22 protein-coding genes are annotated in these 26,124 nt (G+C 74.6%); 13 read left to right on the top strand and 9 right to left on the bottom strand.

Going from position 1 to position 26,124, the window contains the following annotated elements; genetic code table 11:
- Positions 1 to 35: 35 nt before the first annotated feature.
- The 3 genes from ENKNEFLB_RS06150 to ENKNEFLB_RS06145 are packed head-to-tail and all read right to left on the bottom strand — an operon-like array spanning position 36 to position 2,760.
- Entirely contained in the window at positions 36 to 1,229 is a 1,194-nt protein-coding gene (locus tag ENKNEFLB_RS06150; RefSeq protein WP_214058391.1) for an acyl-CoA dehydrogenase family protein, read from the bottom strand.
- 32 nt (positions 1,230 to 1,261) lie between these two features.
- Positions 1,262 to 1,363: an MFS transporter small subunit gene (locus ENKNEFLB_RS23110; RefSeq protein WP_420830526.1), complete on the bottom strand. Its 102-nt coding sequence runs from the start codon at positions 1,361 to 1,363 to the stop codon at positions 1,262 to 1,264.
- On the bottom strand, positions 1,360 to 2,760 hold the full coding sequence (locus tag ENKNEFLB_RS06145) for an OFA family MFS transporter (RefSeq protein WP_214058390.1): 1,401 nt from the start codon (positions 2,758 to 2,760) through the stop codon (positions 1,360 to 1,362). Before ENKNEFLB_RS06145 ends, ENKNEFLB_RS23110 begins: the two co-directional genes overlap by 4 nt.
- A 220-nt stretch (positions 2,761 to 2,980) precedes the next feature.
- Here ENKNEFLB_RS06145 and ENKNEFLB_RS06140 point away from each other — a divergent pair, with 220 nt between their 5' ends.
- The 5 genes from ENKNEFLB_RS06140 to ENKNEFLB_RS06120 all read left to right on the top strand — a co-directional run bounded on the left by ENKNEFLB_RS06140 (position 2,981) and on the right by ENKNEFLB_RS06120 (position 11,692).
- On the top strand, positions 2,981 to 4,771 hold the full coding sequence (locus ENKNEFLB_RS06140) for an acetyl/propionyl/methylcrotonyl-CoA carboxylase subunit alpha (RefSeq protein WP_214058389.1): 1,791 nt from the start codon (positions 2,981 to 2,983) through the stop codon (positions 4,769 to 4,771).
- A 68-nt stretch (positions 4,772 to 4,839) separates the two neighbouring features.
- Positions 4,840 to 5,322 (top strand): PH domain-containing protein, encoded by a 483-nt coding sequence (locus tag ENKNEFLB_RS06135; protein WP_246535864.1) that lies wholly within the window; start codon positions 4,840 to 4,842, stop codon positions 5,320 to 5,322.
- Complete coding sequence (locus ENKNEFLB_RS06130) at positions 5,319 to 6,941, top strand: PH domain-containing protein (protein WP_214058388.1); 1,623 nt, start codon at positions 5,319 to 5,321, stop codon at positions 6,939 to 6,941. Before ENKNEFLB_RS06135 ends, ENKNEFLB_RS06130 begins: the two co-directional genes overlap by 4 nt.
- 183 nt (positions 6,942 to 7,124) lie before the next feature.
- The gene (locus ENKNEFLB_RS06125; protein WP_214058387.1) at positions 7,125 to 10,502 is read left to right on the top strand and encodes a pyruvate carboxylase; all 3,378 of its coding nucleotides are present in this window, start codon (positions 7,125 to 7,127) and stop codon (positions 10,500 to 10,502) included.
- A 26-nt stretch (positions 10,503 to 10,528) separates the two neighbouring features.
- Positions 10,529 to 11,692 carry a benzoate/H(+) symporter BenE family transporter gene (locus ENKNEFLB_RS06120; protein WP_214058386.1) on the top strand — a complete coding sequence of 388 codons (1,164 nt, stop codon included), beginning with the start codon at positions 10,529 to 10,531 and terminating at the stop codon, positions 11,690 to 11,692.
- Here the strand turns inward: ENKNEFLB_RS06120 and ENKNEFLB_RS06115 are convergent.
- From ENKNEFLB_RS06115 to lpdA, 3 genes are read right to left on the bottom strand one after another with little or no spacing between them, the layout of a single operon-like run.
- The gene (locus tag ENKNEFLB_RS06115; RefSeq protein ID WP_214058385.1) at positions 11,679 to 12,959 is read right to left on the bottom strand and encodes a SpoIID/LytB domain-containing protein; all 1,281 of its coding nucleotides are present in this window, start codon (positions 12,957 to 12,959) and stop codon (positions 11,679 to 11,681) included. The two genes, ENKNEFLB_RS06120 and ENKNEFLB_RS06115, sit on opposite strands and share 14 nt — an antisense overlap.
- Positions 12,960 to 12,999: 40 nt before the next feature.
- Positions 13,000 to 14,379 carry an NAD(P)H-quinone dehydrogenase gene (locus ENKNEFLB_RS06110; protein WP_214058384.1) on the bottom strand — a complete coding sequence of 460 codons (1,380 nt, stop codon included), beginning with the start codon at positions 14,377 to 14,379 and terminating at the stop codon, positions 13,000 to 13,002.
- Between the two features lie 46 nt (positions 14,380 to 14,425).
- A complete protein-coding gene (gene lpdA, locus ENKNEFLB_RS06105; protein ID WP_214058383.1) occupies positions 14,426 to 15,841 on the bottom strand; it encodes a dihydrolipoyl dehydrogenase in 1,416 nt (471 codons plus the stop codon).
- 80 nt (positions 15,842 to 15,921) lie between these two features.
- On the opposite strand from lpdA, the gene ENKNEFLB_RS06100 reads away from it, so the two are divergent.
- From ENKNEFLB_RS06100 to ENKNEFLB_RS06085, 4 genes are all read left to right on the top strand, one after another.
- Positions 15,922 to 16,374: a gamma-glutamylcyclotransferase family protein gene (locus ENKNEFLB_RS06100; protein ID WP_214058382.1), complete on the top strand. Its 453-nt coding sequence runs from the start codon at positions 15,922 to 15,924 to the stop codon at positions 16,372 to 16,374.
- Between the two features lie 110 nt (positions 16,375 to 16,484).
- On the top strand, positions 16,485 to 17,318 hold the full coding sequence (locus ENKNEFLB_RS06095; protein WP_214058381.1) for a purine-nucleoside phosphorylase: 834 nt from the start codon (positions 16,485 to 16,487) through the stop codon (positions 17,316 to 17,318).
- Between the two features lie 46 nt (positions 17,319 to 17,364).
- A complete protein-coding gene (locus tag ENKNEFLB_RS06090; protein WP_214058380.1) occupies positions 17,365 to 18,360 on the top strand; it encodes an aldo/keto reductase in 996 nt (331 codons plus the stop codon).
- Between the two features lie 71 nt (positions 18,361 to 18,431).
- Positions 18,432 to 18,701 carry a hypothetical protein gene (locus ENKNEFLB_RS06085; RefSeq protein WP_214058379.1) on the top strand — a complete coding sequence of 90 codons (270 nt, stop codon included), beginning with the start codon at positions 18,432 to 18,434 and terminating at the stop codon, positions 18,699 to 18,701.
- Here ENKNEFLB_RS06085 and ENKNEFLB_RS22855 read toward each other — a convergent pair.
- Positions 18,698 to 19,711, bottom strand: a complete 1,014-nt coding sequence (locus ENKNEFLB_RS22855) for a GNAT family N-acetyltransferase (RefSeq protein ID WP_214058378.1) — start codon at positions 19,709 to 19,711, stop codon at positions 18,698 to 18,700. The two genes, ENKNEFLB_RS06085 and ENKNEFLB_RS22855, sit on opposite strands and share 4 nt — an antisense overlap.
- Positions 19,708 to 20,253 carry a HEAT repeat domain-containing protein gene (locus ENKNEFLB_RS06075; protein ID WP_214058377.1) on the bottom strand — a complete coding sequence of 182 codons (546 nt, stop codon included), beginning with the start codon at positions 20,251 to 20,253 and terminating at the stop codon, positions 19,708 to 19,710. The genes ENKNEFLB_RS22855 and ENKNEFLB_RS06075 overlap by 4 nt, the downstream gene beginning before the upstream one ends.
- A 40-nt stretch (positions 20,254 to 20,293) precedes the next feature.
- Between ENKNEFLB_RS06075 and ENKNEFLB_RS06070 the strand changes: the two genes are divergently transcribed.
- Positions 20,294 to 22,003, top strand: a complete 1,710-nt coding sequence (locus tag ENKNEFLB_RS06070) for a phospho-sugar mutase (protein WP_214058376.1) — start codon at positions 20,294 to 20,296, stop codon at positions 22,001 to 22,003.
- A gap of 11 nt (positions 22,004 to 22,014) precedes the next feature.
- Here the strand turns inward: ENKNEFLB_RS06070 and ENKNEFLB_RS06065 are convergent, their stop codons facing one another.
- Positions 22,015 to 22,692, bottom strand: a complete 678-nt coding sequence (locus ENKNEFLB_RS06065; RefSeq protein WP_214058375.1) for a hypothetical protein — start codon at positions 22,690 to 22,692, stop codon at positions 22,015 to 22,017.
- Between the two features lie 88 nt (positions 22,693 to 22,780).
- On the opposite strand from ENKNEFLB_RS06065, the gene deoC reads away from it, so the two are divergent.
- Genes deoC through ENKNEFLB_RS06050 form a run of 3 tightly spaced genes read left to right on the top strand, consistent with a single transcriptional unit; the run spans position 22,781 to position 26,123 of the window.
- The gene (deoC, locus tag ENKNEFLB_RS06060) at positions 22,781 to 23,773 is read left to right on the top strand and encodes a deoxyribose-phosphate aldolase (RefSeq protein WP_214058374.1); all 993 of its coding nucleotides are present in this window, start codon (positions 22,781 to 22,783) and stop codon (positions 23,771 to 23,773) included.
- Between the two features lie 5 nt (positions 23,774 to 23,778).
- On the top strand, positions 23,779 to 25,242 hold the full coding sequence (locus ENKNEFLB_RS06055; protein ID WP_214058373.1) for an aldehyde dehydrogenase family protein: 1,464 nt from the start codon (positions 23,779 to 23,781) through the stop codon (positions 25,240 to 25,242).
- The gene (locus ENKNEFLB_RS06050) at positions 25,239 to 26,123 is read left to right on the top strand and encodes an aldehyde dehydrogenase family protein (RefSeq protein WP_214058372.1); all 885 of its coding nucleotides are present in this window, start codon (positions 25,239 to 25,241) and stop codon (positions 26,121 to 26,123) included. The genes ENKNEFLB_RS06055 and ENKNEFLB_RS06050 overlap by 4 nt, the downstream gene beginning before the upstream one ends.
- Position 26,124: the final 1 nt, after the last annotated feature.

Below are 26,124 nucleotides of genomic sequence, written 5' to 3'. Positions count from 1 at the left end.
AGACGATGTAACACAGCGTTACAGCGGCGGGCGGGTCACTCGACCGGCAGGCCGAGCCCCCGCGCGATCAGCATCCGCTGGACCTCCGAGGTGCCCTCGCCGATCTCGAGCACCTTGGCGTCGCGGTACAGCCGGGCGACGGGGTACTCCTCCATGAAGCCGTAGCCGCCGAAGACCTGGGTGGCGATCCGGGTCGCGGTGACCGCGGACTCGGTCGTGTAGAGCTTGGCGGCCGCCGCCGCCTGCTTGAACTGCTTGGTCGAGACCTGCTCGCCCCGCTCCATCGCGTCCTTCATGGCCGCGGCGCGGTAGGTCATCAGGCGGCTGGCCTGGACCATCACCTCGAGGTCGGCGACCTGGAAGGCGACGCCCTGCTTGCGCCCGATCGGGCCGCCGAAGGTCTGCCGCTCCCCCGCGTAGGTCACGCACGCCTCCAGGCAGGCCTGGATGCACCCGGTGGCCAGCGCCGAGATGGCGACCCGGCCGTCGTCGAGGGTGGCCAGGAACTGGGCGTAGCCGCGCCCGCGCTGGCCGAGCAGGTGGTCGGCCGGGACGTGGGCGTCGGCGAAGGACAGCGGGTGGGTGTCGGAGGCGTGCCACCCGAGCTTGTCGTAGGCCTTCTCGACGGTGAAGCCGGGCGTGCCCGAGGGCAGCATGATCGCGCTGAGCTCGGGGCGGCCGTCCTCGCGCTCCCCGGTACGGGCGGTGACGGTGACCAGGCTGGTGATCTCCGAGCCCGAGTTGGTGATGAACTGCTTGGCCCCGTTCACCACCCACTCGTCGCCGACCATCTCGGCCCGGGTCTGCGTGGCCCCCGCGTCGGAGCCGGCACCGGGCTCGGTCAGGCCGAACCCGGCGAGCCGCTCACCGGCGACGAGGTCGGGCAGCCAGCGCTCGCGCTGCTCGGCCGTGCCGTAGGTGAGGATCGGGTTGATCCCGAGGCCCACCCCGGCCTGCAGGGTGATGCCCATGGACTGGTCGACCCGGCCGAGCTCCTCGATGGCCACGCAGAGGCTGGTGAAGTCACCGTCCTCGCCGGCCCCGCCGTACTCCTCGGGCGCGGTGAGCCCGAACAGGCCCAGCTTGCCCATCTCCCGCACGACGTCGACCGGGAAGTGGTGCTCGCGGTCCCAGTCGGCGGCGTGCGGTCGGATGCGGTCCTCGGCGAAGTCGCGGACGCTGTGGCGGAACTCGTCGTGCTCGCGGGACAGCTCGAAGGCGGAGGTCATGCCCCGCACTCTAGCCGGTTGGTTAGCGGTTGTTAACCGGTGAAGAGCAGCAGGGCCCGACGCACGGTCTCGGTGATGCCGTAGGCCAGCGGGATGCCGACCAGGGCCCAGGCCACGGCGATGCGCGCGTTCATGCACGTGCTCCTTCAGTCTTGGATGCGGGATCGGTGACCGGCTCGTGGAACTTCGCGTTCACCGAGCGGACCAGGAGGTTGGCCACGAAGCCGACCACGAGCACGCCGACCATGGTCAGCAGCGCCGGGCGGTAGTCGGCCGCGACCAGGGCGCCGGGTGTGCCCCGGGCGTCGAGGAACGCGTTGACGATGAGCGGGCCGGCCACGCCGGCCGCCGACCAGGCCGTCAGCAGACGACCGTGAATGGCGCCGACCTGGTAGGTGCCGAAGAGGTCACGCAGGTAGGCCGGGATCGTGGCGAACCCGCCGCCGTAGAACGAGATGATCACGGCGGCGGTGATCACGAAGACGACCGTCGACGTCGAGCCGAACAGCGCCAGCACGAGGTAGAGGGCGACGCCCACACCGAGGTAGACCATGTAGATCGGCTTGCGGCCGATGACGTCGGAGGTCGAGGACCACACGAACCGGCCGGCCATATTGAAGATCGACAGCAGCCCGACGAAGCCGGCGGCGGCCGCGGCGGCCACGGTGGAGGTCTCTCCCTCGCGGAAGAAGTCCTGGATCATCGGCGAGGCCTGCTCGAGGATGCCGATGCCGGCGGTGACGTTGCAGAACAGCACGATCCACAGCAGCCAGAACTGGGGGGTCTTGACCGCGTTCGAGGCGGAGACGCTGTTGGTGGTGACCATCTTCTGCTTCTTGACCTCCGACGGGTCCCAGCCGTCGGGCGTCCAGCCCTCGGCGGGCACGCGGATGGTGGCGGCACCGAAGGACATGAACACCGCGTAGATGACCGCGAGGGTCACGAAGAGCAGCGCGACGGCCTGGCCGGACGGCACCGTGGTGGCGTCGGTCGGGTCGTAGGAGGAGTCGTAGAGCGCCATCAGGCGCCCCGACAGCGGGCTGGCGATGAGCGCGCCGCCGCCGAAGCCCATGATCGCCATGCCGGTGGCCAGGCCCGGGCGGTCGGGGAACCACTTGATCAGGGTCGAGACCGGGGAGATGTAGCCGATCCCGAGCCCGATGCCGCCGATCACGCCGTACCCGACGTAGACCAGCCAGAGCTGGTCGAGGCTGATCCCGAGCGCCGCCACGAGGAACCCGCTGACCCAGAAGGTCGCGGAGGCGGCCATCGCGGCGCGGGGGCCGTTGCGGTCCACCCAGGTGCCGAACAGGGCCGCGGACAGCCCGAGCATCACGATCGCGATCGAGAAGATGAACCCGATCGCGGTGAGCGAGGAGTCGAAGTGGGCGGTCAGCGCCGACTTGTAGACGCTGGTCGCGTAGACCTGCCCGATGCACAGGTGCACGGCCAGGGCCGCCGGTGGGATGAGCCACCGGTTGAAGCCGGGGCCGGCGACGATGCGGTCGCGGGCGAGGAACGAGGGGAGCACGGTGACCTCCAGGCCGAGGGAGCGTTCTTTGTAGCGCCCGGCAATCTGTCACGCCTCACCCGGCCCGCCTGCCCCGGGGGTCACTCCCACCACACAGCGACCACCGTGCGGCCCCGCCCACGGCAGGTCGCGGGCAGCGATACCCTGCCCAGCGACCCTGCCCGGCCCTGCCCGGCGCAGCGGTCCGACCCCGCCGTACCCGACCGCCCAGGAGCTCCGCGTGCCCTCGATCCGCCCCCTGCAGAAGGTCCTCGTCGCCAACCGGGGGGAGATCGCCGTCCGCGTGGTCCGCGCCTGCCGCGACGCCGGGATCGGCAGCGTGGCCGTCTACGCCGAGCCCGACCGCGACGCCGTCTTCGTCCGGCTGGCCGACGAGGCCCACTCCCTCGGCGGCGCGACGCCGGCGGAGACGTACCTCGACATCGCCAAGATCGTCGAGGTGGCCCAGCGGTCGGGGGCCGACTCGGTGCACCCCGGGTACGGGTTCCTGGCCGAGAACGCCGACTTCGCCCGCGCCGTGATCGACGCGGGCCTGGTGTGGATCGGTCCCCCGCCGGAGGCCATCGAGAACCTGGGCGACAAGGTCAGGGCGCGCCACATCGCCGAGCGCGTCGGCGCCCCCCTCGCACCGGGCACCAAGGACCCGCTGGCCGACGCCCAGGAGGCCGTCGACTTCGCCGAGGAGTTCGGGCTGCCGATCGCGATCAAGGCCGCCTTCGGCGGTGGCGGTCGTGGCCTGAAGGTGGCCCGCGAGGCCTCCGAGGTCGCCGACGCCTTCGAGTCCGCGGTGCGCGAGGCCGTCTCGGCCTTCGGGCGCGGCGAGTGCTTCGTGGAGAAGTTCCTCGACCGCCCCCGCCACGTCGAGACGCAGTGCCTGGCCGACCAGCACGGCAACGTGGTGGTCGTCTCCACCCGGGACTGCTCGCTGCAGCGCCGCCACCAGAAGCTGGTCGAGGAGGCGCCGGCGCCGTTCCTGTCCGAGGACCAGGTGCGTCGCCTCTACGAGGCCTCCAAGGCGATCCTCACCGAGGCCGGCTACGTCGGCGCCGGCACCTGCGAGTTCCTCGTCGGGCAGGACGGCACGATCTCGTTCCTCGAGGTCAACACCCGCCTCCAGGTCGAGCACTGCGTCTCCGAGGAGGTCACCGGGATCGACCTGGTCCGCGAGATGTTCCGGATCGCGGCCGGCGAGGAGCTCGGGTACGACGACCCCGAGGTCCGCGGCCACTCCCTGGAGTTCCGGATCAACGCCGAGGACGGCGGGCGCGGCTTCATGCCGGCCCCCGGCACCCTGTCTGCCTGGAGCCCGCCCCAGGGTCCGGGCGTCCGCCTCGACGGCGGCTACGAGAACGGCGACACGATCCCCGGCGCGTTCGACTCCCTGATCGCCAAGCTCGTCGTGACCGGCCGGGACCGCACCCAGGCCCTCGAGCGCTCGCGCCGCGCGCTGGCGGAGTTCGTCGTCGACGGCATGCCCACCGTGATCCCGTTCCACCGGGCCGTGGTCTCGGACCCGGCCTTCGTCGGGGCCTCCACCCCGAGCGGCGAGGGGGACTTCACCGTCTACACGACCTGGATCGAGACCGACTTCGACAACCAGCTCGAGCCGTACTCCGGTGACAGCGCCGAGGCGGCCGAGGCCGGCGAGAAGCAGTCCGTGGTCGTCGAGGTCGGCGGCCGTCGGATCGAGGTCGTCCTGCCGGCCGGGCTGGGCGGGCTGGGGTCCGGCGCGTCCGCCGGCGCCGCCCGCAAGCCCAAGCGGGCCGGCGGCCGCAAGGCCGGCGCGGCCGCGTCCGGCGACGCCGTGACCAGCCCGATGCAGGGCACCGTGGTCAAGGTGGTCGCCAGCGAGGGCGACACCGTGGCCGAGGGCGACACGATCGTGGTGATCGAGGCGATGAAGATGGAGCAGCCCCTCAAGGCGCACAAGGCGGGCACCGTCACCGGTCTCGCGGTCGAGGTCGGCGCCACCGTCACCAACGGCGAGGTCGTCTGCGAGGTCGCCGGCTGACGCCCCCGACCGACGTACCGGCCGACGTACCGGCCGAGCTGCCGGCCGGTGGACCTAGGCTCGGCCCCGTGGTCGACCTCCGAGAGCCCCGCGAGCGGGTCAGTCCCCGAGCACGCTGGATGTGGATGCTGGCCGAGGGCCTCGAGTCCGCCGTCGCGATCGGCGTCCTCTGGGCCGCCCTGGCGCTGCCCGGCTGGGTCGACGTCCGGTGGTGGTGGGTCGCGCTGGCGATCGTCGCCGCGGTCGGCTACATGGTGGTCGTCCCGCAGTGGCGCTACCTGGTGCACCGCTGGGAGGTCACCGACACGGCGGTCTACACGCAGGTCGGCTGGTGGTCCCGCGAGCGGCGGATCGCCCCGATGTCACGCATTCAGACCGTCGACTACACCGAGAGCGGCCTGAGCCGGCTGTTCGGCCTGGCCACGGTCACGATCACCACGGCCTCCGCGGCCGGTGCGCTCTCGGTGGCCGGGCTCGACCGCACCGTCGCCCGGCAGCTGGCCGACGAGCTGACCCACAAGGCGGACGCCGTCGAGGGTGACGCCACGTGAGCCAACCCGGCCCGCCCGACCAGCCCGACCAGCCCGACCAGCCCGACCAGCTGGTCGACCTGCCGAGCGGGGACTGGTTCCGGCTCGACCCGCGGATGCTGCTGGTCCACCCCGTCCGCGAGGTCATCCGCTTCCTGCCCGCGCTGGTGATCGTGGCGGTCGCGGGGTCCGGCCTCAGCGGCGGCGTCCCGTGGCAGCTGGCGGGCGTGCTGATCCCGATCGCGATCGGGCTGCTGCGCTACCTGACGACCAGCTTCCGGATCGCCGAGGGCCGCCTGGAGCTGCGGACGGGCCTGGTGATGCGCCGCTCCCGCTCAGCGCGCCTGGAGCGGGTGCGCACCGTCGACATCAGCGCCAGCCTGATCCACCGGATGCTGGACCTGTCGACGGTGCGGATCGGCACCGGCACGAACGCCGACGACCAGCAGCTCGAGCTCGACGGCCTGCGCTCGGCCGGGGCGCTGCGCCTGCGCGACGACCTGCTGCGCGTCTCCCCCGTCGCGCCCGGCCCGGGTGACGCCGTCCCCGTCACGGGCGACGCGTCGGGCGAGGTGGCGGGCGAGGTGGCGGGCGAGGTGGCAGGTGCGCCCACGACGCCCCCGGCGCCCGCCCGGGACGCCCCGCCCACGCTGGTGCTCGACCCCCGCTGGGCGCGGTACGCCCCCCTGACCAGCACCGGCGTCGTCGTGCTGGCCGGCATCCTCGGCGCCGGTGGCCAGCTGCTCCAGTCCGCCGACGAGCTGCTGCCCGAGCCGTCGCGGGTGACCGACGGGCCGGGCCTGCCCGGCGTGGTCACGGTCCTGGTCCTCGTCGCGGCGGCGCTGGTCGCGACGGCCGTCCTGGCGGTCCTGGGCTACCTGGCCACGAACTGGGGACTGACCCTGCGCCGCTCCGCGGGCTCGTGGCAGCTGCGCCGCGGCCTGTTCACCACCCGCGACACCAGCATCGACGAGGAGCGCCTCGCCGGGGTCCGGCTGCACGAGCCGCTGTCCCTGCGGCTGGTCGGCGCCGCCCGGCTGAGCGCGATCGTCACCGGCCTGGCCGGATCCCAGGCGGCCAGCGCGATGATCGTGCCGCCGGCCCCTGCCCGGGTCGCCGCCGGGGTCGCCGGCGAGGTGCTCCGCGCCCCCGGGGTCGCCGACGCGGCGCTCGAGCACCACGGCCCCGCCGCCACCCGCCGTCGGTGGGTGCGTGCGCTGGTGCCCGCGCTGGTGCTGGCGGCCGTCCCGGTGGTCCTGGTCGTCGCCTTCGACCTCACGCCCTGGCTGCTCGTCCTCACCGTGGTGCTGCCCGTCCTGGCCGGCGTCCTGGCCGCCGACCGGGCCCGTACCCTCGGCCACGCCCACGTCGGCCACCACGTCGTCGCCCGCTCCGGGAGCGTCGTACGCCGCCGCGACTCGCTCGCCGACGAGCACGTCATCGGCGTCAACCTCCGCGCCACCTGGTTCCAGCGCCGGGTCGGCCTGAGCACCCTCAGCGCCACCACCGCCGGCGGCCCGCAGGCCGTCACCGTGCTCGACGTCCCGACCGACCGGGCGGTCGCGCTCGCGCTCGCGGTGCTCCCCGCCGTGGTCGGGCAGTTCGTGGACACCTCGCCCGCGGGGGCCCCGCGTCGATAGAGCGCCAGGCTCCGGTCGCGCTCCCCTCGTCGTTCCCCCAGTCGTGGGTCGGCTGACGCGCTCCGGCGCGTCGGACGACCCACGACCTCGCGGCGCTCGCGACGGTCCCGGCCCTGGCGGGCTCGTCCAGCCCGGCACCCGGACGCCTCGCCCGCGGGGGCCCCGCGTCGATAGCCTCCGGCCATGTTCTCCAAGGTGCTGGTGGCCAACCGCGGTGAGATCGCGATCCGCGCGTTCCGGGCCGCGTACGAGCTGGGTGCGCGCACGGTGGCGGTCTTCCCGTACGAGGACCGGGGCTCCGAGCACCGCCTGAAGGCCGACGAGGCCTACGAGATCGGCGAGCCGGGCCACCCGGTCCGGGCCTACCTCGACCCGCAGGGCATCGTCGACGTGGCGCTGCGCTGCGGCGCCGACGCGGTCTACCCCGGCTACGGGTTCCTCTCGGAGAACCCCGCCCTGGCCGAGGCCTGCGCCGCGGCGGGGATCACCTTCGTCGGCCCCACCAGCGAGGTCCTCACGCTGACCGGCAACAAGGCTCGCGCCATCGCCGCGGCGCGGGCGGCCGGCGTACCGACCCTGCAGGGCGTCGACCCCGGCACCGACGTCGACGCGCTCGTCGCGGCGGCCTCCGCGCTGCCCTTCCCGGTCTTCGTGAAGGCCGTCGCCGGAGGCGGCGGGCGCGGCATGCGCCGCGTCGACGACCCCGCACGGCTCCGCGAGGCGGTCGAGACCTGCATGCGCGAGGGCGAGGCCGCCTTCGGCGACCCGACCGTGTTCGTCGAGCAGGCCGTGGTGGACCCGCGCCACATCGAGGTCCAGGTCCTGGCCGACGGGACCGGCGAGGTGATCCACCTCTTCGAGCGCGACTGCTCGGTGCAGCGCCGGCACCAGAAGGTCGTCGAGATCGCTCCGGCACCCCACCTCGACCCCGACCTGCGCGAGCGCATGTGCGCCGACGCGGTCCGCTTCGCCCGTGAGATCGGCTACCGCAACGCCGGCACCGTCGAGTTCCTCCTCGACCCGGACGACCGGTACGTGTTCATCGAGATGAACCCGCGCATCCAGGTCGAGCACACCGTGACCGAGGAGGTCACCGACGTCGACCTCGTGCAGTCCCAGCTGCGGATCGCCTCCGGCGAGACCCTGGCCGACCTCGGCCTGAGCCAGGACACCGTGGTCCTGCGCGGCGCGGCGCTGCAGTGCCGGATCACGACCGAGGACCCGGCCAACGACTTCCGGCCCGACACCGGCCGGATCACCAGCTACCGCTCCCCCGGCGGCGGCGGGGTGCGCCTGGACGGCGGCACGACCTACACCGGCGCCGAGGTCTCGGCGCACTTCGACTCCCTGCTGGCCAAGCTCACCTGCCGCGGTCGCACCTTCGAGGCCGCGGTCGAGAAGGCCCAGCGCGCGGTCGCCGAGTTCCGCATCCGCGGGGTCTCCACCAACATCGCGTTCCTGCAGGCGGTGCTGGCCGACCCCGACTTCCGCGCCGGACGCGTCACCACCTCCTTCATCGAGACCCACCCGCAGCTGGCCCGGGCGCGCACCTCCGGCGACCGCGGCACCAAGCTGCTGTCCTTCCTGGCCGACGTCACCGTCAACCAGCCGCACGGACGCGCCCCGGTCACCGTCGTGCCGGCCACCAAGCTGCCCCCGGTCGACCTCGCCGTGCCGGCCCCCGACGGCACCCGGCAGCTGCTGCGCACCCACGGCCCCGAGGAGCTGGCGCGGCGGCTGCGCGCGCAGAAGCCGGTCGCGGTCACCGACACGACGTTCCGCGACGCCCACCAGTCGCTGCTGGCCACCCGGGTACGCACCCGCGACCTGGTCGGCGTCGCCGGGCACGTCGCCCGGACCACGCCCGAGCTGTGGTCGGTCGAGGCGTGGGGCGGTGCGACGTACGACGTCGCGCTGCGCTTCCTGGCCGAGGACCCCTGGGAGCGGCTGGACGCCCTGCGGCAGGCGATGCCCAACATCGCCCTCCAGATGCTGCTGCGCGGGCGCAACACGGTCGGCTACACGCCCTACCCGACCGCGGTCACCGACGCCTTCGTCGAGGAGGCCGCCGCGACCGGCATCGACGTCTTCCGGATCTTCGACGCGCTGAACGACGTCGACCAGATGCGGCCGGCGATCGACGCCGTCCGGGCCACCGGCACGTCGGTGGCCGAGGTGGCGCTCTGCTACACCGGCGACCTGTCCGACCCCGGCGAGCGGCTCTACACCCTCGACTACTACCTGCGCCTGGCCGAGCGGATCGTCGCGGCCGGCGCCCACGTGCTCGCGGTCAAGGACATGGCCGGGCTGCTGCGCGCGCCCGCCGCCCGCACGCTGGTCACCGCGCTGCGCGAGCGCTTCGAGCTCCCCGTGCACCTGCACACCCACGACACCACCGGCGGGCAGCTGGCCACCCTCACCGCCGCCATCGACGCCGGGGTCGACGCGGTCGACGCCGCCTGCGCCGCGATGGCCGGCACCACCTCGCAGCCGTCGCTGTCGGCCCTGGTCGCGGCCACCGACCACACCGCCCGGGAGACCGGGCTGTCCCTGGCCGCGGTCAACGCGCTGGAGCCGTACTGGGAGGCCACCCGGCGGGTGTACGCCCCGTTCGAGTCCGGCCTGGCCGCGCCGACGGGCCGGGTCTACCGCCACGAGATCCCCGGCGGGCAGCTGTCCAACCTGCGCCAGCAGGCCGTCGCGCTGGGCCTCGGGGAGAAGTTCGAGCAGATCGAGGACATGTACGCCGCCGCGAACGACATCCTCGGCAACGTGGTCAAGGTGACCCCGTCCTCGAAGGTGGTCGGCGACCTCGCCCTGCACCTCGTGGCGGTCGGCGCCGACCCGGCGGCCTTCGCCGCGGACCCGGGCTCCTACGACGTCCCGGACTCCGTGATCGGCTTCCTGTCCGGCGAGCTCGGGGACCCGCCGGGCGGGTGGCCCGAACCCTTCCGCACCCGCGCCCTCGCCGGGCGTACGGTCCGCCCGGCCGCCGCGGACCTGACCGCCGAGCAGGTCGAGGGCCTGGCCGGCCACCGTCGCGCGACGTTGAACGAGCTGCTGTTCCCCGGCCCCACCGCGGACTTCCTCGAGCGGCGCCGGGTGCACGGCGACGTCTCGGTGCTGCCCACCCTGGAGTTCCTCTACGGCCTGCGGCAGGGCGAGGAGCACGCCGTCGAGCTCGAGGAGGGGGTGACCCTGCTGCTCGGGGTGCAGGCGGTCGGCGAGCCCGACGAGCGCGGCATCCGCTCGGTGATGGCGACGATCAACGGTCAGCTGCGCCCGGTGGCGGTGCGCGACCGCAGCGTCGCGGCGGAGGTGAACGCCACCGAGAAGGCAGACCCCCGCACGCCCGGGCAGGTCGCCGCGCCCTTCGCCGGCGTGGTGACCGTCGTGGTCGAGCAGGGTGCGCGGGTCGAGGCCGGTGAGACGGTGGCCACGATCGAGGCGATGAAGATGGAGGCCGCGATCACCGCGCCGACGGCCGGGACCGTGGAGCGGGTCGCCCTGGGCGGCACGCAGGCCGTCGAGGGCGGCGACCTCGTGCTGGTCCTGTCCTGAGCCGGCACGCCGACACCCGGGGCCGGGTGCCCGCCCAGCCGCTGGCGGCCGGCGTGGTGGCGGCCGTCGTCGGGTTCAGCAGCTCCTTCGTGGTCGTCGTCGCCGGCCTCACCGCGGTCGGCGCGACGCCGGCGCAGGCGGCGTCCGGGCTGCTGGCGCTGTGCCTGGCCCAGGCGGCGGGGATGGCGTGGCTGGGCCTGCGGCACCGCACGCCGGTGACGCTGGCGTGGTCCACGCCCGGCGCCGCGCTGCTGGTCTCGACCGGCGCCGTCGCCGGCGGCTGGCCGGCCGCCGTCGGCGCGTTCCTGGTCACCGGGCTGCTGGTCGTGCTGACCGCGCTGGTGCCCGGCCTGGGCGACCTGGTCGGCCGGATCCCGCCGGCCCTGGCCCGCGCGATGCTGGCCGGCGTGCTGCTGCCGCTGTGCCTGGCGCCGGTGACGGCGCTGGCGATCTCACCGGTCCTGGTCGCCCCGGTCGTGCTGACCTGGCTGGTGCTGCTGCGGCTGGCCCGCCGGTGGGCGGTGCCCGGGTCGCTGGCGGTGGCCCTGGTCGTCGTGGTGCTCGACGCCCGCGACGTCCTGGCCGGCCTGCCGCTGCTGCCCGTCGTGGACCTGACCGCCCCCGCGTGGTCGGCCGGCGCGCTGCTCTCGGTCGCGCTCCCGCTGTACGTCGTCACGATGGCCTCGCAGAACGTCCCCGGCGCCGCCGTGCTGACGGCGAACGGCTACCGCACGCCCTGGCGGGAGGCGCTCGGCGTCACCGGCCTCGGCACGCTGCTGGTGGCCCCGGCCGGCGGTCACGCGGTGAACCTCGCCGCGATCACCGCGGCGCTGGCCGCCGGGCCGGAGGCCGGGCCCGACCCTGCCCGGCGCTGGTGGGCCGCGCTGAGCGGCGCGGCCACCTACGTCCTGCTCGGCCTCGGCGCGGGCGCCCTCACGGCCGTGGTGACCGCGGCGGCGGACGGCGTGATCCAGGCCGCCGCCGGGCTGGCCCTGCTTGGAGCGCTCGCCGCCGCGCTCGGTGAGGCACTGGCCGACCCGGCCGAGCGCGAACCCGCCGTGGTCACCTTCGTCGTGGCCGCCTCGGGCGTGGTCGTGCTGGGCATCGGTGCCGCGTTCTGGGCGCTGCTGGCGGGCCTGGTGCTGCGGGCGGTGCTGCGGGCCGGCCGACCAGGCCCTAGGCCCTCGTGAACCAGGTCGACGGCAGCCCGAACACCGACCGGAAGGTCTCCCCCGGCACCGTGACCCGGCCCTGACCGCCGGTGACCACCACGGTCCCCACGCGGCCGCCCCACTGGCCGTCACCGGTCCGCCCGCGCAGCTCGACCCCGGTGAACCGGCCGATCGCGGGGTAGGCCGACTCCAGGGCGCTGCTGCTCACGGTGCGGCGCCAGGTGGCGTACGGGTTGCCGGAGCCCTCCTCGTTGCGGTCCTGCTGGGCCGGGAGGTAGGCGAAGGAGCCCTTCGCGGTCCACCCGCCGTTGCTGGCCGAGAACTGGGTGAAGGCCGGCTGCCCGCCGGCGTGGCGCACCTGCCGGCGCGTGGCGCGGACGGCCTCGTCGCTGGCCGGGTGCTCGGCGGCGACCCCGCCGTACACCTGGGACCCCGAGGTGTCGAGCACCTGGTAGTGGCTGTTGCGCGGGTGCACCCGCTCGTAGGCGGCGTAGCTGCGTGCGGCCACGGCCTGGGCCCGCACCGCGGCCGCCGGCCACAGCGCCGGCACCTCGCGCGGCACCACCCCGCGCAGGTACGACTCCATCGGCGCCACGTTGACGGTGTCGCGGTCCTCGGCGTCGTCGCTGGAGCCCGGCGGCGGGTCCACCGAGCGCAGCACCCCGCGGTAGGCCGTCGTGCCGGCCGGGGTCTCCAGCTGTACGGGTGCTCTCCCGGCGCCGACCTCGACCTCGCCGTCGACGGTGCGCAGCCGGGTCCACGACCCCTGCGCGGTGCGGTAGTCGACCTGGCTGCGGCCCTTCGCGGCCGGGACGACGCGCCAGGCCACCGCGGACGGGCGGGCGTCGTGCAGCGGGGACCAGGACCCGCCGACCGGGCGCAGCCGCAGGCCGGGGCGGGCGCGCACGACGAGGTCGCGGGTGGTGTCGCCGGTGATCAGCACCTGCATCCGGCCGGCGGCGCGGTCCCAGGTGGTGCCGGGGTAGTAGAACGACACGATCCGCCGGTACGACCAGCCGTCCTCCGCAGCGCCCTTCGCGCCGTACTGCGACAGCCCCCGGCCGTGGCCGTGGCCGCGCCCGGTCAGCGTCAGCCCGTCCGCGGCCCGTGCGGCGCCGGAACGGTCACCGGGGCGGTCACCGGGGTCCGGGCGCTCGACCGGGCCCACGAGACCGGGGTCCGGGTCCGGGGTCACCGGTGCCGCCGAGGCGGTGGCCCCGGCGGCGGGCGCGAGCAGGACGCCCGCGGTGAGCAGGCCGATCAGGGTCCCCAGGGGTCGTCGCACCCCGGGAGGGTACGACGGGTGGGCCCCCCGGCGAGGGCGATCAGACGTGGTGGAGGCGGCGGGCCGCCTCCGCGATCGAGCCGCTCATCGAGGGGTAGACGGTGAAGGCGTGGGCCAGCTGGTCGGCCGTGAGCCGCTGCGCGACCGCGATGGAGACCGGGTGGATCAGCTCGCTGGCCCGCGGGCCGACGACCACACCACCGACCACGATGCCCGTCCCGGGACGGCACATCAGCTTCACGAAGCCGTCCTTGACGTTCTGCATCTTGGCGCGGGCGTTCCCGTCGAGCGGCAGCATCACCACCTCGGCGACGATGTCACCGGTGTCCACCGACTGCTGGGTGCAGCCGACGGTGGCGATCTCGGGGGCGGTGAAGACGTTCGAGGAGACCTGCGTCAGGTCGAGTGGCTGCACGGCGTCGCCGAGGAAGTGCCACATCGCGATCCGGCCCTGCATCGCGGCCACGGACGCGAGCATCAGCACGCCGGTGCAGTCGCCGGCGGCGTACACGCCCCGGGACGTGGTGCGCGAGACGCGGTCGACGGTCACGAACCCGCCGTCGCCGAGCTCGACGCCCGACTCCTGCAGGCCGATCCCCTCGGTCTTGGGGACCGAGCCGAGAGCGAGGATGCAGTGCGAGGCCTGCACGCTGCGGCCGTCGGTGAGCCGGACCGTGACGACGTCGCCGTCGCGGGTGACCGACTCCATCCGCGACTTCGACAGCACCGTCATCCCGCGCCGGGTGAGGACCCCCTCGAGGACCTCGGCGGCGTCGGCGTCCTCGCCGGGCAGGACCCGGTCGCGCGAGGAGACGAGCGTGACGGGCACGCCGAGGGAGAGGTAGGCGCTGGCGAACTCGGCGCCGGTGACGCCCGAGCCGACCACGACCAGCTCGGTCGGCAGCTCGGTGAGGTCGTAGACCTGCTCCCAGGTGAGGATCCGCTCGCCGTCGGGCTGCGCGCTGGACAGGGTCCGGGGGGCGGCGCCGGTGGCCACCAGGACCGCGTCGGCGTCGTAGGAGTCCCCGTCGACCACGACCCGGCCGGGGCCGTCGAGGTGCCCGCGGCCGGTGACCACGTGCACGCCCTCCTTGTCGAGGCGCTGGGCGATGTCGGCCGACTGGTCGGCGGCCAGGCGCTTGACCCGGGCGTTGACCCGGGCCAGGTCGACACGGATGCCGGTGGCGGCGTCGCCCTCGTGGTCGTGGAAGTTCACGCCCAGCTCGGCCGCGCCGTCCATCTCGCTCATCAGCTCGGAGGTGGCGATCAGCGTCTTGCTCGGCACGCAGTCGGTGACGACCGCGGAGCCGCCCAGACCGTCGGAGTCGACCACGGTCACGTCGGCGCCGAGCTGCGCGGCGACCAGCGCCGCCTCGTAGCCGCCGGGTCCGCCGCCGAGGATGACGACCTTGTCGGTCATGGGCACGTCCGTCCGGGTCGCTGGTGCTCGGGTGGGCCTGGGCCCGTCAGAGGTTGATCATGTGGCCGGCGATCCCCTCGACGGCCTCCTTCATGGCCTCCGACAGGGTCGGGTGGGCGAAGACGTTGCGAGCGACCTCGTCCGCGGTGAGGTCCCACTTCTGGGCCAGGGTCAGCACCGGGAGGAGCTCGGTGACCTCGGGGCCGATCATGTGGGCGCCGACGATCTCGTGGTGCTCGGCGTCGGCGATGATCTTGACGAAGCCGACGCCCTCGGCCATGCCGCGGGCCTTGCCGTTGGCCGAGAACGGGAACTGGGCGACCTTGACGTCGTAGCCCTTCTCCTTCGCCTGCTCCTCGGAGTAGCCGAAGGAGGCGATCTGCGGCTGGCAGAAGGTGGCGCGCGGGATCATGTCGAAGTCGATCTCGACGGTCTCGGCGCCGGCGATGGTCTCGGCGGCGATCACGCCCATCGCCTCGGCGGTGTGGGCCAGCATCAGCTTGCCGGTGACGTCGCCGATGGCCCAGACGTGGTCCACGTCGGTGCGACCGCGGGCGTCGACGGCGATCGCGCCGCGCTCGGTGAGGCTGACGCCGGTGTTGTCGAGCCCGTAGCCCTCCAGGCGCGGCGCGAAGCCGATCGCCTGCATCACCTTGTCGGTCTCGAGGGTCTGCTGCTGGCCGTCCTGGGAGACGACGACCTTGACCTTGTCGCCGGAGTCGTCGATCGACTCGACCTTGGTCTTGAGCATCACCGTGACGCCGAGCTTCTTGTACTGCTTGAGCAGCTCCTTGGACACGTCCGGGTCCTCGGTGGGCACCATCCGGTCGAGGAACTCCACGATCGTCACGTCGACGCCGAAGTTGGTCAGGACGTAGGCGAACTCGACGCCGATGGCACCGGAGCCGGCGATCACGATCGAGCCGGGGAGGTCCTCGGTGAGGATCTGCTCCTCGTAGGTGACCACGCGCTCGGACAGCGAGGTGCCGGGCACCAGACGGGTCTGCGCGCCGGTGGCGATCACCAGGTCGTCGCAGGTGTAGGTGGTGGTGCCGCCGTCGGCGTCCTTCACCTCGATGCCCTGCTTGCCGTCGACGGCCCCGGTGAGCGTGCCCCAGCCGTGGATCTCCTGGATCTTGTTCTTCTTCATCAGGTAGTGCACGCCCTTGGCGCTGTTCTCGGCCACGCCGCGGCTGCGCTGGTGCGTGACGGCGAAGTCCATCGTGGCGTCGCCGGAGATCCCGAAGGTCTTCTTCTCCTTCGTGATGATGTGCGCGATCTCGGCGTTGCGCAGCAGCGACTTGGAGGGGATGCAGCCCACGTTGAGGCACACCCCGCCCCAGTACTTCTCCTCGACCACCGCGGCGGTCTTGCCGAGCTGGGCGGCGCGGATCGCGGCGACGTAGCCACCGGGGCCGGCACCGAGGACGAGGACGTCGAAGTGGGTCTGCTGATCGCTCACGGGCCCAGCCTATCCATCGTCGTGGCCGGGCCGGTCCTCGGCGGGGCCACGGGTCCGCGGCGCGCACTAGCCTCAGGGGCGTGACCCTCTACGCGGCCTACGGCACGAACCTGGACCCGGCCCGGATGGGCGAGCACGCCCCGCACTCCATCTGGCGCACCACCGGCTGGCTCCAGGGCTGGCGGCTCACCTTCGGCGGCGAGGAGCACGGCTGGGACGGCTCGCTGGCCACCGTGGTGCAGGACCCGTTCGAGCAGGTCTTCGTCGCCGTCTACGACGTCACCCGCGCCGACGAGACCCACCTCGACCGCTGGGAGGGCGCCGACCAGGGCCTCTACCGCAAGACCCGGGTCCGGGTCGCCACGCTCACCGGTGAGGAGGTCGCCTGGGCCTACGTCCTCGACGCCTTCGAGGGCGGCCTGCCCTCCGCCTCGTACCTGGGCGTGATCGCGGAGGCCGCCCAGGCCGCCTCCGCGCCCGACGACTACGTCGCCGCCCTCCGCCTCCGCCCCTGCCGCTCCCTGGGCGAGTAGCCCGGCGGCGTACCGCGAAGTCCCCGGTCGGCCGGGGACTTCCCGGAGACTTCCCGCTCGGCCCGCCCGCGGCTTCCCGGCCACGCCGCACGCTCGCTACAGTCCCCGCCGTGACCCAGCACACCCAGCAGCCCCAGCCCCCCGACGCCCCGCTCGACCACGCCGCCCGCGCCGCGGAGGCGGCGGCGGAGCTGGCCCGGCTCACCGGGGTGGAGCAGCACGACGTCGCGCTGGTGCTCGGGTCCGGGTGGCTGCCGGCCGTCGACGCGCTCGGCGAGACGGTGGCCGAGGTCGACGTCACCGACCTGCCGTACTTCACCGGCGCCACCGTCGCCGGGCACGCCGGCAAGGTCCGCTCGGTGCGCAGCGGGGACCAGCGGCTGCTGGTCTTCCTCAGCCGCACCCACTACTACGAGGGCCGCGGCGTCGCCGCCGTCGTCCACGGCGTCCGTACGGCGGCCGCGGCCGATTGCCGCGCGATCGTGCTGACCAACGGCTGCGGCGGCCTGCGCGAGGAGTGGGCGCCCGGCACCCCGGTGCTGATCAGCGACCACCTCAACCTGACCGCGGTCTCCCCGCTCGAGGGCGCCACCTTCGTGGACCTCACCGACCTCTACTCGCCGCGCCTGCGCGCGATGTGCCAGGAGGTCGAGCCGAGCCTCGACGAGGGCGTCTACGCCCAGTTCCCCGGCCCGCACTACGAGACCCCGGCCGAGGTACGCATGGCGCGCACCCTCGGCGCCGACCTCGTCGGCATGTCCACCACCCTCGAGGCGATCGCCGCCCGGGCGGCCGGTCTGGAGGTGCTCGGGCTCAGCCTGGTCACCAACGCCGCCGCCGGGATCACCGGTCAGCCGCTGAACCACGCCGAGGTGCTCGAGGCCGGGCGCGCCGCCGCCACGCGGATGGGCGACCTGCTCTCCCGGGTGGTCCCCCGCATCTGAGCCCGCGCCCGGGCCCGGCCCGGGGTCGACCTGGTTTCCTGGGGGCATGACCCTCCACCAGCGCACGCTCGGCACCACGTCCCCGCTGACCGTCTCCGCCCTCGGCCTCGGCTGCATGGGCATGTCGGAGTTCTACGGCGCGACCGACGACGCCGGCGCGACCGAGACGATCCAGCGTGCGCTCGACCTCGGCGTCACCTTCCTCGACACCGCCGACATGTACGGCCCCTTCACCAACGAGCAGCTCGTCGGGCGGGCGGTCGCCGGGCGCCGCGACGAGGTGCAGCTGGCCACCAAGTTCGGCAACGAGCGGCTCGCCGACGGGACCCGCCTGGGCATCAACGGCCGCCCGGAGTACGTCCGCAGCGCCTGCGACGCCTCCCTGGCGCGCCTCGGCGTCGACCACCTCGACCTCTACTACCAGCACCGGGTCGACCCGGACGTGCCGATCGAGGAGACCGTCGGCGCCATGGGCGAGCTCGTCGCCGCCGGCAAGGTGCGCCACCTCGGGCTCTCCGAGGCCGCGCCCCGCACGATCCGCCGCGCCCACGAGACGCACCCGATCACCGCCCTGCAGACCGAGTACTCGCTGTTCACCCGCGACCTCGAGGACGAGATCCTGCCGCTGCTGCGCGAGCTCGGCATCGGCCTGGTGCCGTACTCCCCGCTCGGGCGCGGCATCCTCACCGGCGCGATCACCGACGAGTCCGACCTCGACGAGTCCGACACGCGGCTCTCCGAGCGCTTCCCCCGGCTCAACGGCGAGGGCCTGCGCGCCAACCTGCGGCTGGTCGGCGAGGTGCGCACGATCGCCGAGCGCCTCGGCTGCACCCCCGGCCAGCTCGCGCTGGCGTGGGTGCTGGCCCAGGGCGAGGACGTCGTCCCGATCCCGGGCACCCGACGGGTCCGCTACCTCGAGGAGAACGCCGGCGCGGCCGACGTCGTCCTGTCCGCCGAGGACCTCCGCGCCCTCACCGACGCCGTGCCCCGCGACGCCGTCGTCGGCGACCGCTACTCCGACATGAGCTCCATCGACCGCTGAGATCGGTGCGCGCGGCGACCCACCCTCCTAGGCACGTGACCTCCGTCACCTCCTCTGCCAAGGTGGCCGCCATGAGCGAGGAGACCGGGACCGACCAGAGCCAGGAGACCGAGGAGGCCGAGGAGGCCGAGGAGACCGGCGCCCAGGCGGAGGTCTCTGAACCCGACGCCGAGGAGATCGAGGCCGAGCGCCAGGAGCGCCTCGACCCGGAGAACCGCCCCCGCAACGCCGAGGTCGACAACACCCAGCGCGACTTCGACGAGGAGAACGGTGAGTTCCTCGACGACAGCGACGAGTCCGACCTGACCGACGAGGAGCGCGCCGTCACCGCGGACGGCTAGGTCCCCCGACCGGTGGCGTCCGCCCCCGGCACCGGGCGAACGGCGGGGCGTACGGCGGGCCGGCGCGACCAGGTCGTCAGCAGCGGCCGGTAGCCCTCCCGCGCCCAGAACGGCGCCGACCGCGGACTGGCCGCGGCGTGGTGCAGGAGCACCGTGGCCACGCCCTCCCGCGCGCACCTGGCCTGCGCCGACGCCACCAGCGCCCGACCGACGCCCGCCCCGCGGGCCGTCGGGTCGACGTGCAGCAGACCCAGGTACGCCGCGGGTCCGGCCGTCGTGGCCCCGGTGATCCAGGCGGCCCGGTCCGGCGGCTCCACCTGGCAGACGCCGACCACGGCCCCGTCGCGCTGCGCGACCCAGGTCCAGCCGGGTGCGGCCCCCAGCTCCGCGGCGACACCGTCCGCGAGCCGCTCCTCGAGGTCCGCCAACCAGGGCACGAAGCCGTACGCCCGGTCCGCCCGGTGCACCGCGACCGTCGCTGCCACCACCGCACCGGCGTCGGCGGTCGTGGCCGGACGCACCACGACACCGCCGCCCGCCCGAGCCTGCGCCGGCTCCTCCGCGTCGCCGTCCCGGACCCGGCGCACCGCCAGCACGACCGCCCGTCCGAAGTGCCGGGCGACCAGGGGCGCCACGACGTCGTCGTCGAGGGCGGACACGCTCACCGAGGCCACCGTGGTCGCCTCCCCGGCCTCCCGGTCGGGCAGCAGCACCTCGGCCTCCCACCGGTCCAGGACCTCTCCCACCGCGCGGTCGACCTCCTCGGCAGCGTGGTCCGCCGACCGGGCGAGGGACAGCGAGTGCCCACGAGGCGCGGTCCACACGGAGGCCGCCGGCGCCTGGCGGGCCAGACCCAGCACGACGCCCCGGGCGTCCTCGAGGACGACGCCCCCGTCGTCCCGCGACCCCGGCCGGGTCGCCGCCCGCGGGTCGAGCAACGGGTCCAGGGCCGCCACCCGCACGGCGTCGCGCTGCGCCAGCGCCTCCCAGCGGTCCCGTGCGGTGGTCATCGGTCGCCCTCCCGCTCCACGTCCCCCAGGTCGAGCCGCCGCGCCAGCGCCGGCCATACCCGCGCGGCGGCCTGCCGTACGCCCGGGTCCGGGTCGTCGGCCAGGGCACGCAGCGCCGAGGCGTGCTCGACGTCCCCGGCCACCGCGAGGGCACGGGCCGCCTGGGAGCGCACCCGGGGCAGGGGGTGCCCGGCCAGGGCGCAGGCGCCCGGGCCCGCCCCGGCCACGTCGTGGCGCGCGACCACCCGCAGGCAGGTCTCCGCCGGCCGCCAGTGCTTGTCGCCCAGGCCCGCCACGACGTCGTCCGTCGCCGCGTCGGACCACAGGTGGAGCAGGCCGCGCGCGCCCCAGTGACGGACCCAGTGGTCGCCCCAGCGGGCCGGGTCGCGCACGGGGTCGCCCTCGGCCCAGGCGTGCCCGGTCAGCCAGGGCAGCAGCACCAGGTGCTCCTCCCTCGGGGCGCCCCGCAGCAGCGCACGGCAGCGCTGCACCGCCTCGTCGGCCCCGACCGGGGGCGGGAGGCGGTGCACGGGGGCGGTCACCGGCTCATCATCACCCCCGCCGCCGACTACGGTGCGGACCATGGCCACGCCCGACCCCGACCACACCGTCGACCAGCTCCTCGCCCGCGCCCGTGCCTGGGCGGGTGCGGACCCGGACCCGGCGACCCGGGCGCAGCTGCAGCGGGAGCTCGACGCGGCCGACGGCGGCGACGCCGCCGCCGCCGCGGTGCTGGCCGACCGCTTCGACGGCACCCTGGAGTTCGGCACCGCCGGCCTGCGCGGCGCGCTCGGCCCCGGGCCGAACAGGATGAACCGCGTCGTGGTCACCCGCGCCGCAGCCGGCCTCGCGGCGTACCTGCTCGAGGAGGGACCCGCCGCCGGGTCCGGCCGCGGGCGGCTGCGCGTGGTCGTCGGGTACGACGCCCGCCACCTGTCGCTCGACTTCGCCCGCGACACCGCCGCGGTGATGGCCGGCGCCGGGATCGAGGCGATGGTGCTTCCCCGCGCCCTGCCGACCCCCGTCCTGGCCTACGCCGTGCGCGAGCTCGGCTGCGCGGCGGGCGTGATGGTGACCGCCAGCCACAACCCGCCCGAGGACAACGGCTACAAGGTCTACCTCGGCGACGGCAGCCAGATCGTGTCGCCCGCGGACGCCGCGATCGCCGCCCGCATCGCCGAGGTGGGTGCCCACGCCGACGTGGCCCGCAGCGACGCCTGGACGACCCTCGACGAGGGTCTGGTCGACCGCTACCTGGACACCGTCGCCGGCCTGGCCGAGGACGGCCCGCGAGACCTCGCGATCGTCTACACGCCGCTGCACGGCGTCGGCGCGGAGCCGGTGCTGCAGGTGCTCGAGACGGCCGGGTTCACCGCGCCGAGCGTCGTGGCGTCCCAGGAGCAGCCCGACCCCGACTTCCCCACCGTCGCCTTCCCCAACCCCGAGGAGCCCGGGGCGATGGACGAGGCGCTCGCGCTGGCCGTCCGCACCGGCGCCGACCTCGTGGTGGCCAACGACCCCGACGCGGACCGCTGCGCCGCCGCCGTGCCGGCCGACACCGGGTGGCGGCTGCTGCGCGGCGACGAGATCGGGGCGCTGCTGGCCCACCACCTGATGCGGAGGGGCCGGCACGGCACCTGGGCCTGCTCGATCGTCTCCTCGAGCCTGCTGGCCCGGATGGCCGAGGCCGCCGGCGAGCCGCACGCGCAGACGTTGACCGGGTTCAAGTGGATCTCGCGGGCCGAGGGCCTGGTCTTCGGCTACGAGGAGGCGCTGGGCTACTGCTGCGACCCGGAGCACGTCCGTGACAAGGACGGCGTCTCCGCGCTGCTGCTGCTCTGCGAGCTGGCTGCGCAGTGCAAGGCGGAGGACCGCACCCTGCTCGACGTGCTCGACGACCTCGCCGCCGCCCACGGCCTGCACGCCACCGACCAGGTGTCGGTACGCGTGGCCGACCTCGCCCTGATCGCCCGGGCCATGACCACGCTGCGCGAGGAGCCCCCTGCCGCGCTCGGCGGACTGGCCGTCGAGGGGGTCGACGACCTCGCCGCGGGCGGCGACGGCCTGCCCCCGACCGACGGGCTGCGCTACCGCCTGGCCGGCGGCGCCCGGGTCGTCGTGCGCCCCAGCGGCACCGAGCCCAAGGTGAAGGCCTACCTGGAGGTCGTCGTCCCCGTCGAGGACGTCGCCCCCGGCGAGGACCGCACGTCCGCGGTCGCCGCCGCGCGGATCGCGGCCGCCACCCGGCTCGACGCCCTCGGCGCCGACCTCCGCCACCGCCTCGGCGGCTGACGCCGCACCGCTCAGACGAGCAGCAGGACCACGAGCGCCGCGGTGCTGAGCACCAGCGCCGCGATCTCCGGCCACGCCGGCTCCCGGCGTACGCCCGCGGCCAGCTCCCGCTGGGCGTCGGACCCGGGCCGCACCCGCGCCTCGAGGCGGGCCCGGTCGGTCAGCTCCAGCAGCCGGCCCTCGACGTAGTGCGGGTAGTCGACGCCGAGCGCCCGCTCGTGGCTGCGACGGGCGACCTCGTCGCCCTCGACCGGCGCGCCGTCACCCCACGAGCGCAAGCCCACGAAGGCCCCGACGCCGCCACCCCCGCCGCGTCCGCCCCCGCTGCCGGACCCGCGCACCAACGCCCGGCGGCTCCGGCCGAGCGCCGGGCACACGTAGCGCCGGCCCCCGGCGGTGACCACGAGCACCTGGCGCACCGCGATCGTCTCCACGGCCGCCAGCGGCAGGCGCACCGTCTCCAGCATCGTGCGGAGCACCAGGTCGCCCTGGCCGACCCACACCCGCGGCCGCAGCACGGCGGCCCAGACGAGCACGCCGAGCAGCACCAGCAGCGCGTACCCCCACGGGGCCAGGTCCACGCCCTGCCCCAGGACGTCGAGCACCACCACGCCGGCCAGCACCGCGAGGGCCAGGAGCCCGACCACCGGTCCGTTGGTCGGACGGAAGTCCTCCTCGCGGGCAGCCACGGACAGCGGTCCTCTCGGGTCGTACGGGCGCGGACGGGTCTCGACGCGGGTGCGGACCCGCGGCGGCGCCAACCCTATGCTGGCACCCATGGCAGCCCCCCCGACCGCCGCGACACCGTCGTCCGCGGCCCCCACCGACCCGCTGGGGGTGGCCGGCAGCGACGCCTCGCTGCGCCGCTTCCTGCACGGCCTCCCCGGCGTCGACCAGGTCGGCGTCGAGGCCCGCGCCGCCGGCCTCGGCACCCGGTCCGTCAAGACCACGGCCAAGGCGTACGCCCTCGACCTGGCCGTCCGGATGGTCGACCTGACCACGCTCGAGGGTGCCGACACCCCCGGCAAGGTGCGGGCGCTGTCGGCCAAGGCCGTGCGCCCCGACCCGACGGACGCCTCGTGCCCCGCAGCGGCCGCGGTCTGCGTCTACCCCGACCTCGTCGCCACCGCCAAGCAGGCGCTCGGCTCCAGCGGGGTCAAGGTGGCCTCGGTGGCCACCGCGTTCCCCTCCGGCCGCGCCGCGCTCGACCTCAAGCTCGCCGACGTCGCGAACGCCGTGGCCGACGGTGCCGACGAGATCGACATGGTGATCGACCGCGGCGCGTTCCTGGTCGGCGACTACCGCCGCGTGCTGGACGAGATCGTCGCCGTCCGCGAGGTCTGCGCCCGCCCGGGCGGGCACGACGCCCACCTCAAGGTGATCCTCGAGACCGGCGAGCTGGCGACCTACGACAACGTCCGCCGCGCGAGCTGGCTGGCGATGACCGGCGGCGCCGACTTCATCAAGACCTCCACCGGCAAGGTGCAGCCCGCCGCGACCCTGCCGGTCACGCTGGTGATGCTGGAGGCCGTCCGCGACTTCCGCCGGGCCACCGGCCGGATGATCGGCGTGAAGCCCGCCGGCGGCATCCGCACGACGAAGGACGCGATCAAGTACCTGGTGACCGTCAACGAGGTCGCCGGTCCCGACTGGCTCGACCCCGACTGGTTCCGCTTCGGGGCGTCCTCCCTGCTCAACGACCTCCTCCTGCAGCGGCAGAAGATGCGCACCGGCCACTACAGCGGCCCCGACCACGTGACCCTGGACTGAGAGCCGTGACCCAAGACGCCACCCCCGCACCCGCCAGCCCCTTCGCCTACGCCCCCGCGCCCGAGTCGACCAGCGTGGTCGACCTGCGCGCCTCGTACGGCCTGTTCGTCGACGGCGCCTTCGTCGACGGGCGCGGCGAGTCGTTCACGACCCTGAACCCCGCCACCGAGCAGCCCCTGGCCGAGGTCGCCGCCGCGGACTCCGCCGACGTCGACGCCGCCGTGAAGGCCGCCCGCCGCGCCCAGGAGCGGGTCTGGGGCCGGATGCCCGGCCGCGAGCGCGCCAAGTACCTCTTCCGGATCGCGCGGATCATCCAGGAGCGCAGCCGCGAGCTCGCGGTGCTGGAGAGCCTCGACAACGGCAAGCCGATCAAGGAGTCGCGCGACGTCGACGTGCCGATGGTCGCCGCCTGGTTCTTCTACTACGCCGGCTGGGCCGACAAGCTCGAGCACGCCGGCTACGGCACCACGCCGGTCGGCGTCGCCGGCCAGGTGATCCCGTGGAACTTCCCGCTGATGATGCTGGCCTGGAAGGTCGCCCCGGCCCTGGCCTGCGGCAACACGGTGGTGCTGAAGCCGGCCGAGACCACGCCGCTGACCGCGCTGCTCTTCGCCGAGATCTGCCAGCAGGCCGACCTGCCCGCGGGCGTCGTGAACGTGCTGACCGGCGCCGGGGAGACCGGCCGGCTCGTGGTCGCCCACGACGACGTCGACAAGGTCGCCTTCACCGGCTCCACCGAGGTCGGTCGCCAGATCGCCCGCGCCGTGGCCGGGACCCGCAAGCGGGTCACCCTGGAGCTCGGCGGCAAGGCCGCCAACATCGTCTTCGACGACGCCGCGATCGACCAGGCCGTCGAGGGCACCGTCAACGGGATCTTCTTCAACCAGGGCCACGTCTGCTGCGCCGGCAGCCGCCTGCTGGTCCAGGAGTCGATCGCCGAGGAGGTCCTCGACCGGCTCCGGGCGCGGATGTCGACGCTGCGCGTCGGCGACCCGCTGGACAAGAACACCGACGTGGGCGCGATCAACTCCCGCGAGCAGCTCGACCGGATCAACGAGCTCGCCGCCGTCGGCGAGGAGGAGGGCGCGGGCCGCTGGGCGCCCGACTGCGAGCTGCCGTCCACCGGCTACTGGTTCCGTCCGACGATCTTCACCGGCGTCACCCAGGCCCACCGGATCGCCCGCGAGGAGGTCTTCGGCCCGGTGCTGTCGGTGCTGACCTTCCGCACGCCCGCGGAGGCCGTCGAGAAGGCCAACAACACGCCGTACGGACTCTCGGCCGGGGTGTGGACCGAGAAGGGCTCGCGCATCCTGTGGATGGCCGAGCGGCTGCGGGCCGGCGTGGTCTGGGCCAACACGTTCAACAAGTTCGACCCGACCTCGCCGTTCGGCGGGTACCAGGAGTCCGGCTACGGCCGCGAGGGCGGGCGCCACGGGCTGGCGGCCTACCTGCAGGAGGAGAACCGATGAGCCGCGACCGCACCCGCCGCGACGCCGACCGGATCGACGTGCGCAAGACCTACAAGCTCTACGTCGGGGGCGCGTTCCCCCGCTCGGAGTCCGCGCGGTCCTACGAGGTGACCGACGCCCGGGGCGGGTTCCTGGCCAACGCCTCGCTGGCCTCGCGCAAGGACGGCCGCGACGCCGTCGTCGCCGCCCGCAAGGCCTTCGGCTCCTGGTCGGCGCGCACGCCGTACAACCGCGGGCAGGTCGTCTACCGGATCGCCGAGGTGCTCGAGAGCCGGCGCGACCAGCTCGAGCGCGAGGTCCGCGAGGCCACCGGCGTCAACGCGGCCGGCGCGCGGGCCGAGGTCGACCAGGCCGTCGACCGCCTGGTCTGGTACGCCGGGTGGGCCGACAAGCTCGCCCAGGTCGTGGGCAACGCCAACCCCGTCGCCGGCCCGTACTTCAACCTCTCCAGCCCCGAGCCGACCGGCGTGGTGGCCGTGCTGGCGCCGGCCTCGCCGCTGCTCGGCCTGGTCAGCGTCGTCGCGCCCGTGATCACCACCGGCAACACCTGCGTGGTCGTCGCCAGCCAGCCGCACCCGCTGCCCGCGATCACCCTGGCCGAGGTGATGGCCACCGCCGACCTGCCCGGCGGCGTGGTCAACGTGCTGACCGGCCACCAGGGCGAGATCGCGCCGTGGCTGGCCTCCCACCTCGACGTGGACGGCCTGGACCTGACCGGGGTCGACGACGTCGACCTGGCCCGGGACCTCGAGGTCGCCGCGGCGGACAACCTCAAGCGCGTACGCCGCCCCGGTCCGGAGGACCTGGCCGCCGACCCGCGGCTGGACCGGATGACCCGCTTCGTGGAGACCAAGACGGTCTGGCACCCGGTCGGCACCTGAC

Origin of the sequence: Nocardioides aquaticus (assembly GCF_018459925.1) — a bacterium.
In the GTDB taxonomy this organism is placed as follows: domain Bacteria; phylum Actinomycetota; class Actinomycetes; order Propionibacteriales; family Nocardioidaceae; genus Nocardioides; species Nocardioides aquaticus.
This window is presented reverse-complemented; position numbering and strand designations above follow the sequence as displayed.

Bases quoted from the DNA above. Each gene is read 5' to 3' on its own strand.
- ENKNEFLB_RS22855 (WP_214058378.1), bottom strand. From the start codon at position 19,711: ATGACCACCGCACGGGACCGCTGGGAGGCGCTGGCGCAGCGCGACGCC.
- ENKNEFLB_RS06110 (WP_214058384.1), bottom strand. From the start codon at position 14,379: ATGACCGACAAGGTCGTCATCCTCGGCGGCGGACCCGGCGGCTACGAG.
- ENKNEFLB_RS06125 (WP_214058387.1), top strand. From the start codon at position 7,125: ATGTTCTCCAAGGTGCTGGTGGCCAACCGCGGTGAGATCGCGATCCGC.
- ENKNEFLB_RS23110 (WP_420830526.1), bottom strand. From the start codon at position 1,363: ATGAACGCGCGCATCGCCGTGGCCTGGGCCCTGGTCGGCATCCCGCTG.
- ENKNEFLB_RS06070 (WP_214058376.1), top strand. From the start codon at position 20,294: ATGGCCACGCCCGACCCCGACCACACCGTCGACCAGCTCCTCGCCCGC.
- ENKNEFLB_RS06090 (WP_214058380.1), top strand. From the start codon at position 17,365: ATGACCCTCCACCAGCGCACGCTCGGCACCACGTCCCCGCTGACCGTC.
- ENKNEFLB_RS06050 (WP_214058372.1), top strand. From the start codon at position 25,239: ATGAGCCGCGACCGCACCCGCCGCGACGCCGACCGGATCGACGTGCGC.
- ENKNEFLB_RS06085 (WP_214058379.1), top strand. From the start codon at position 18,432: ATGAGCGAGGAGACCGGGACCGACCAGAGCCAGGAGACCGAGGAGGCC.
- deoC (WP_214058374.1), top strand. From the start codon at position 22,781: ATGGCAGCCCCCCCGACCGCCGCGACACCGTCGTCCGCGGCCCCCACC.
- ENKNEFLB_RS06150 (WP_214058391.1), bottom strand. From the start codon at position 1,229: ATGACCTCCGCCTTCGAGCTGTCCCGCGAGCACGACGAGTTCCGCCAC.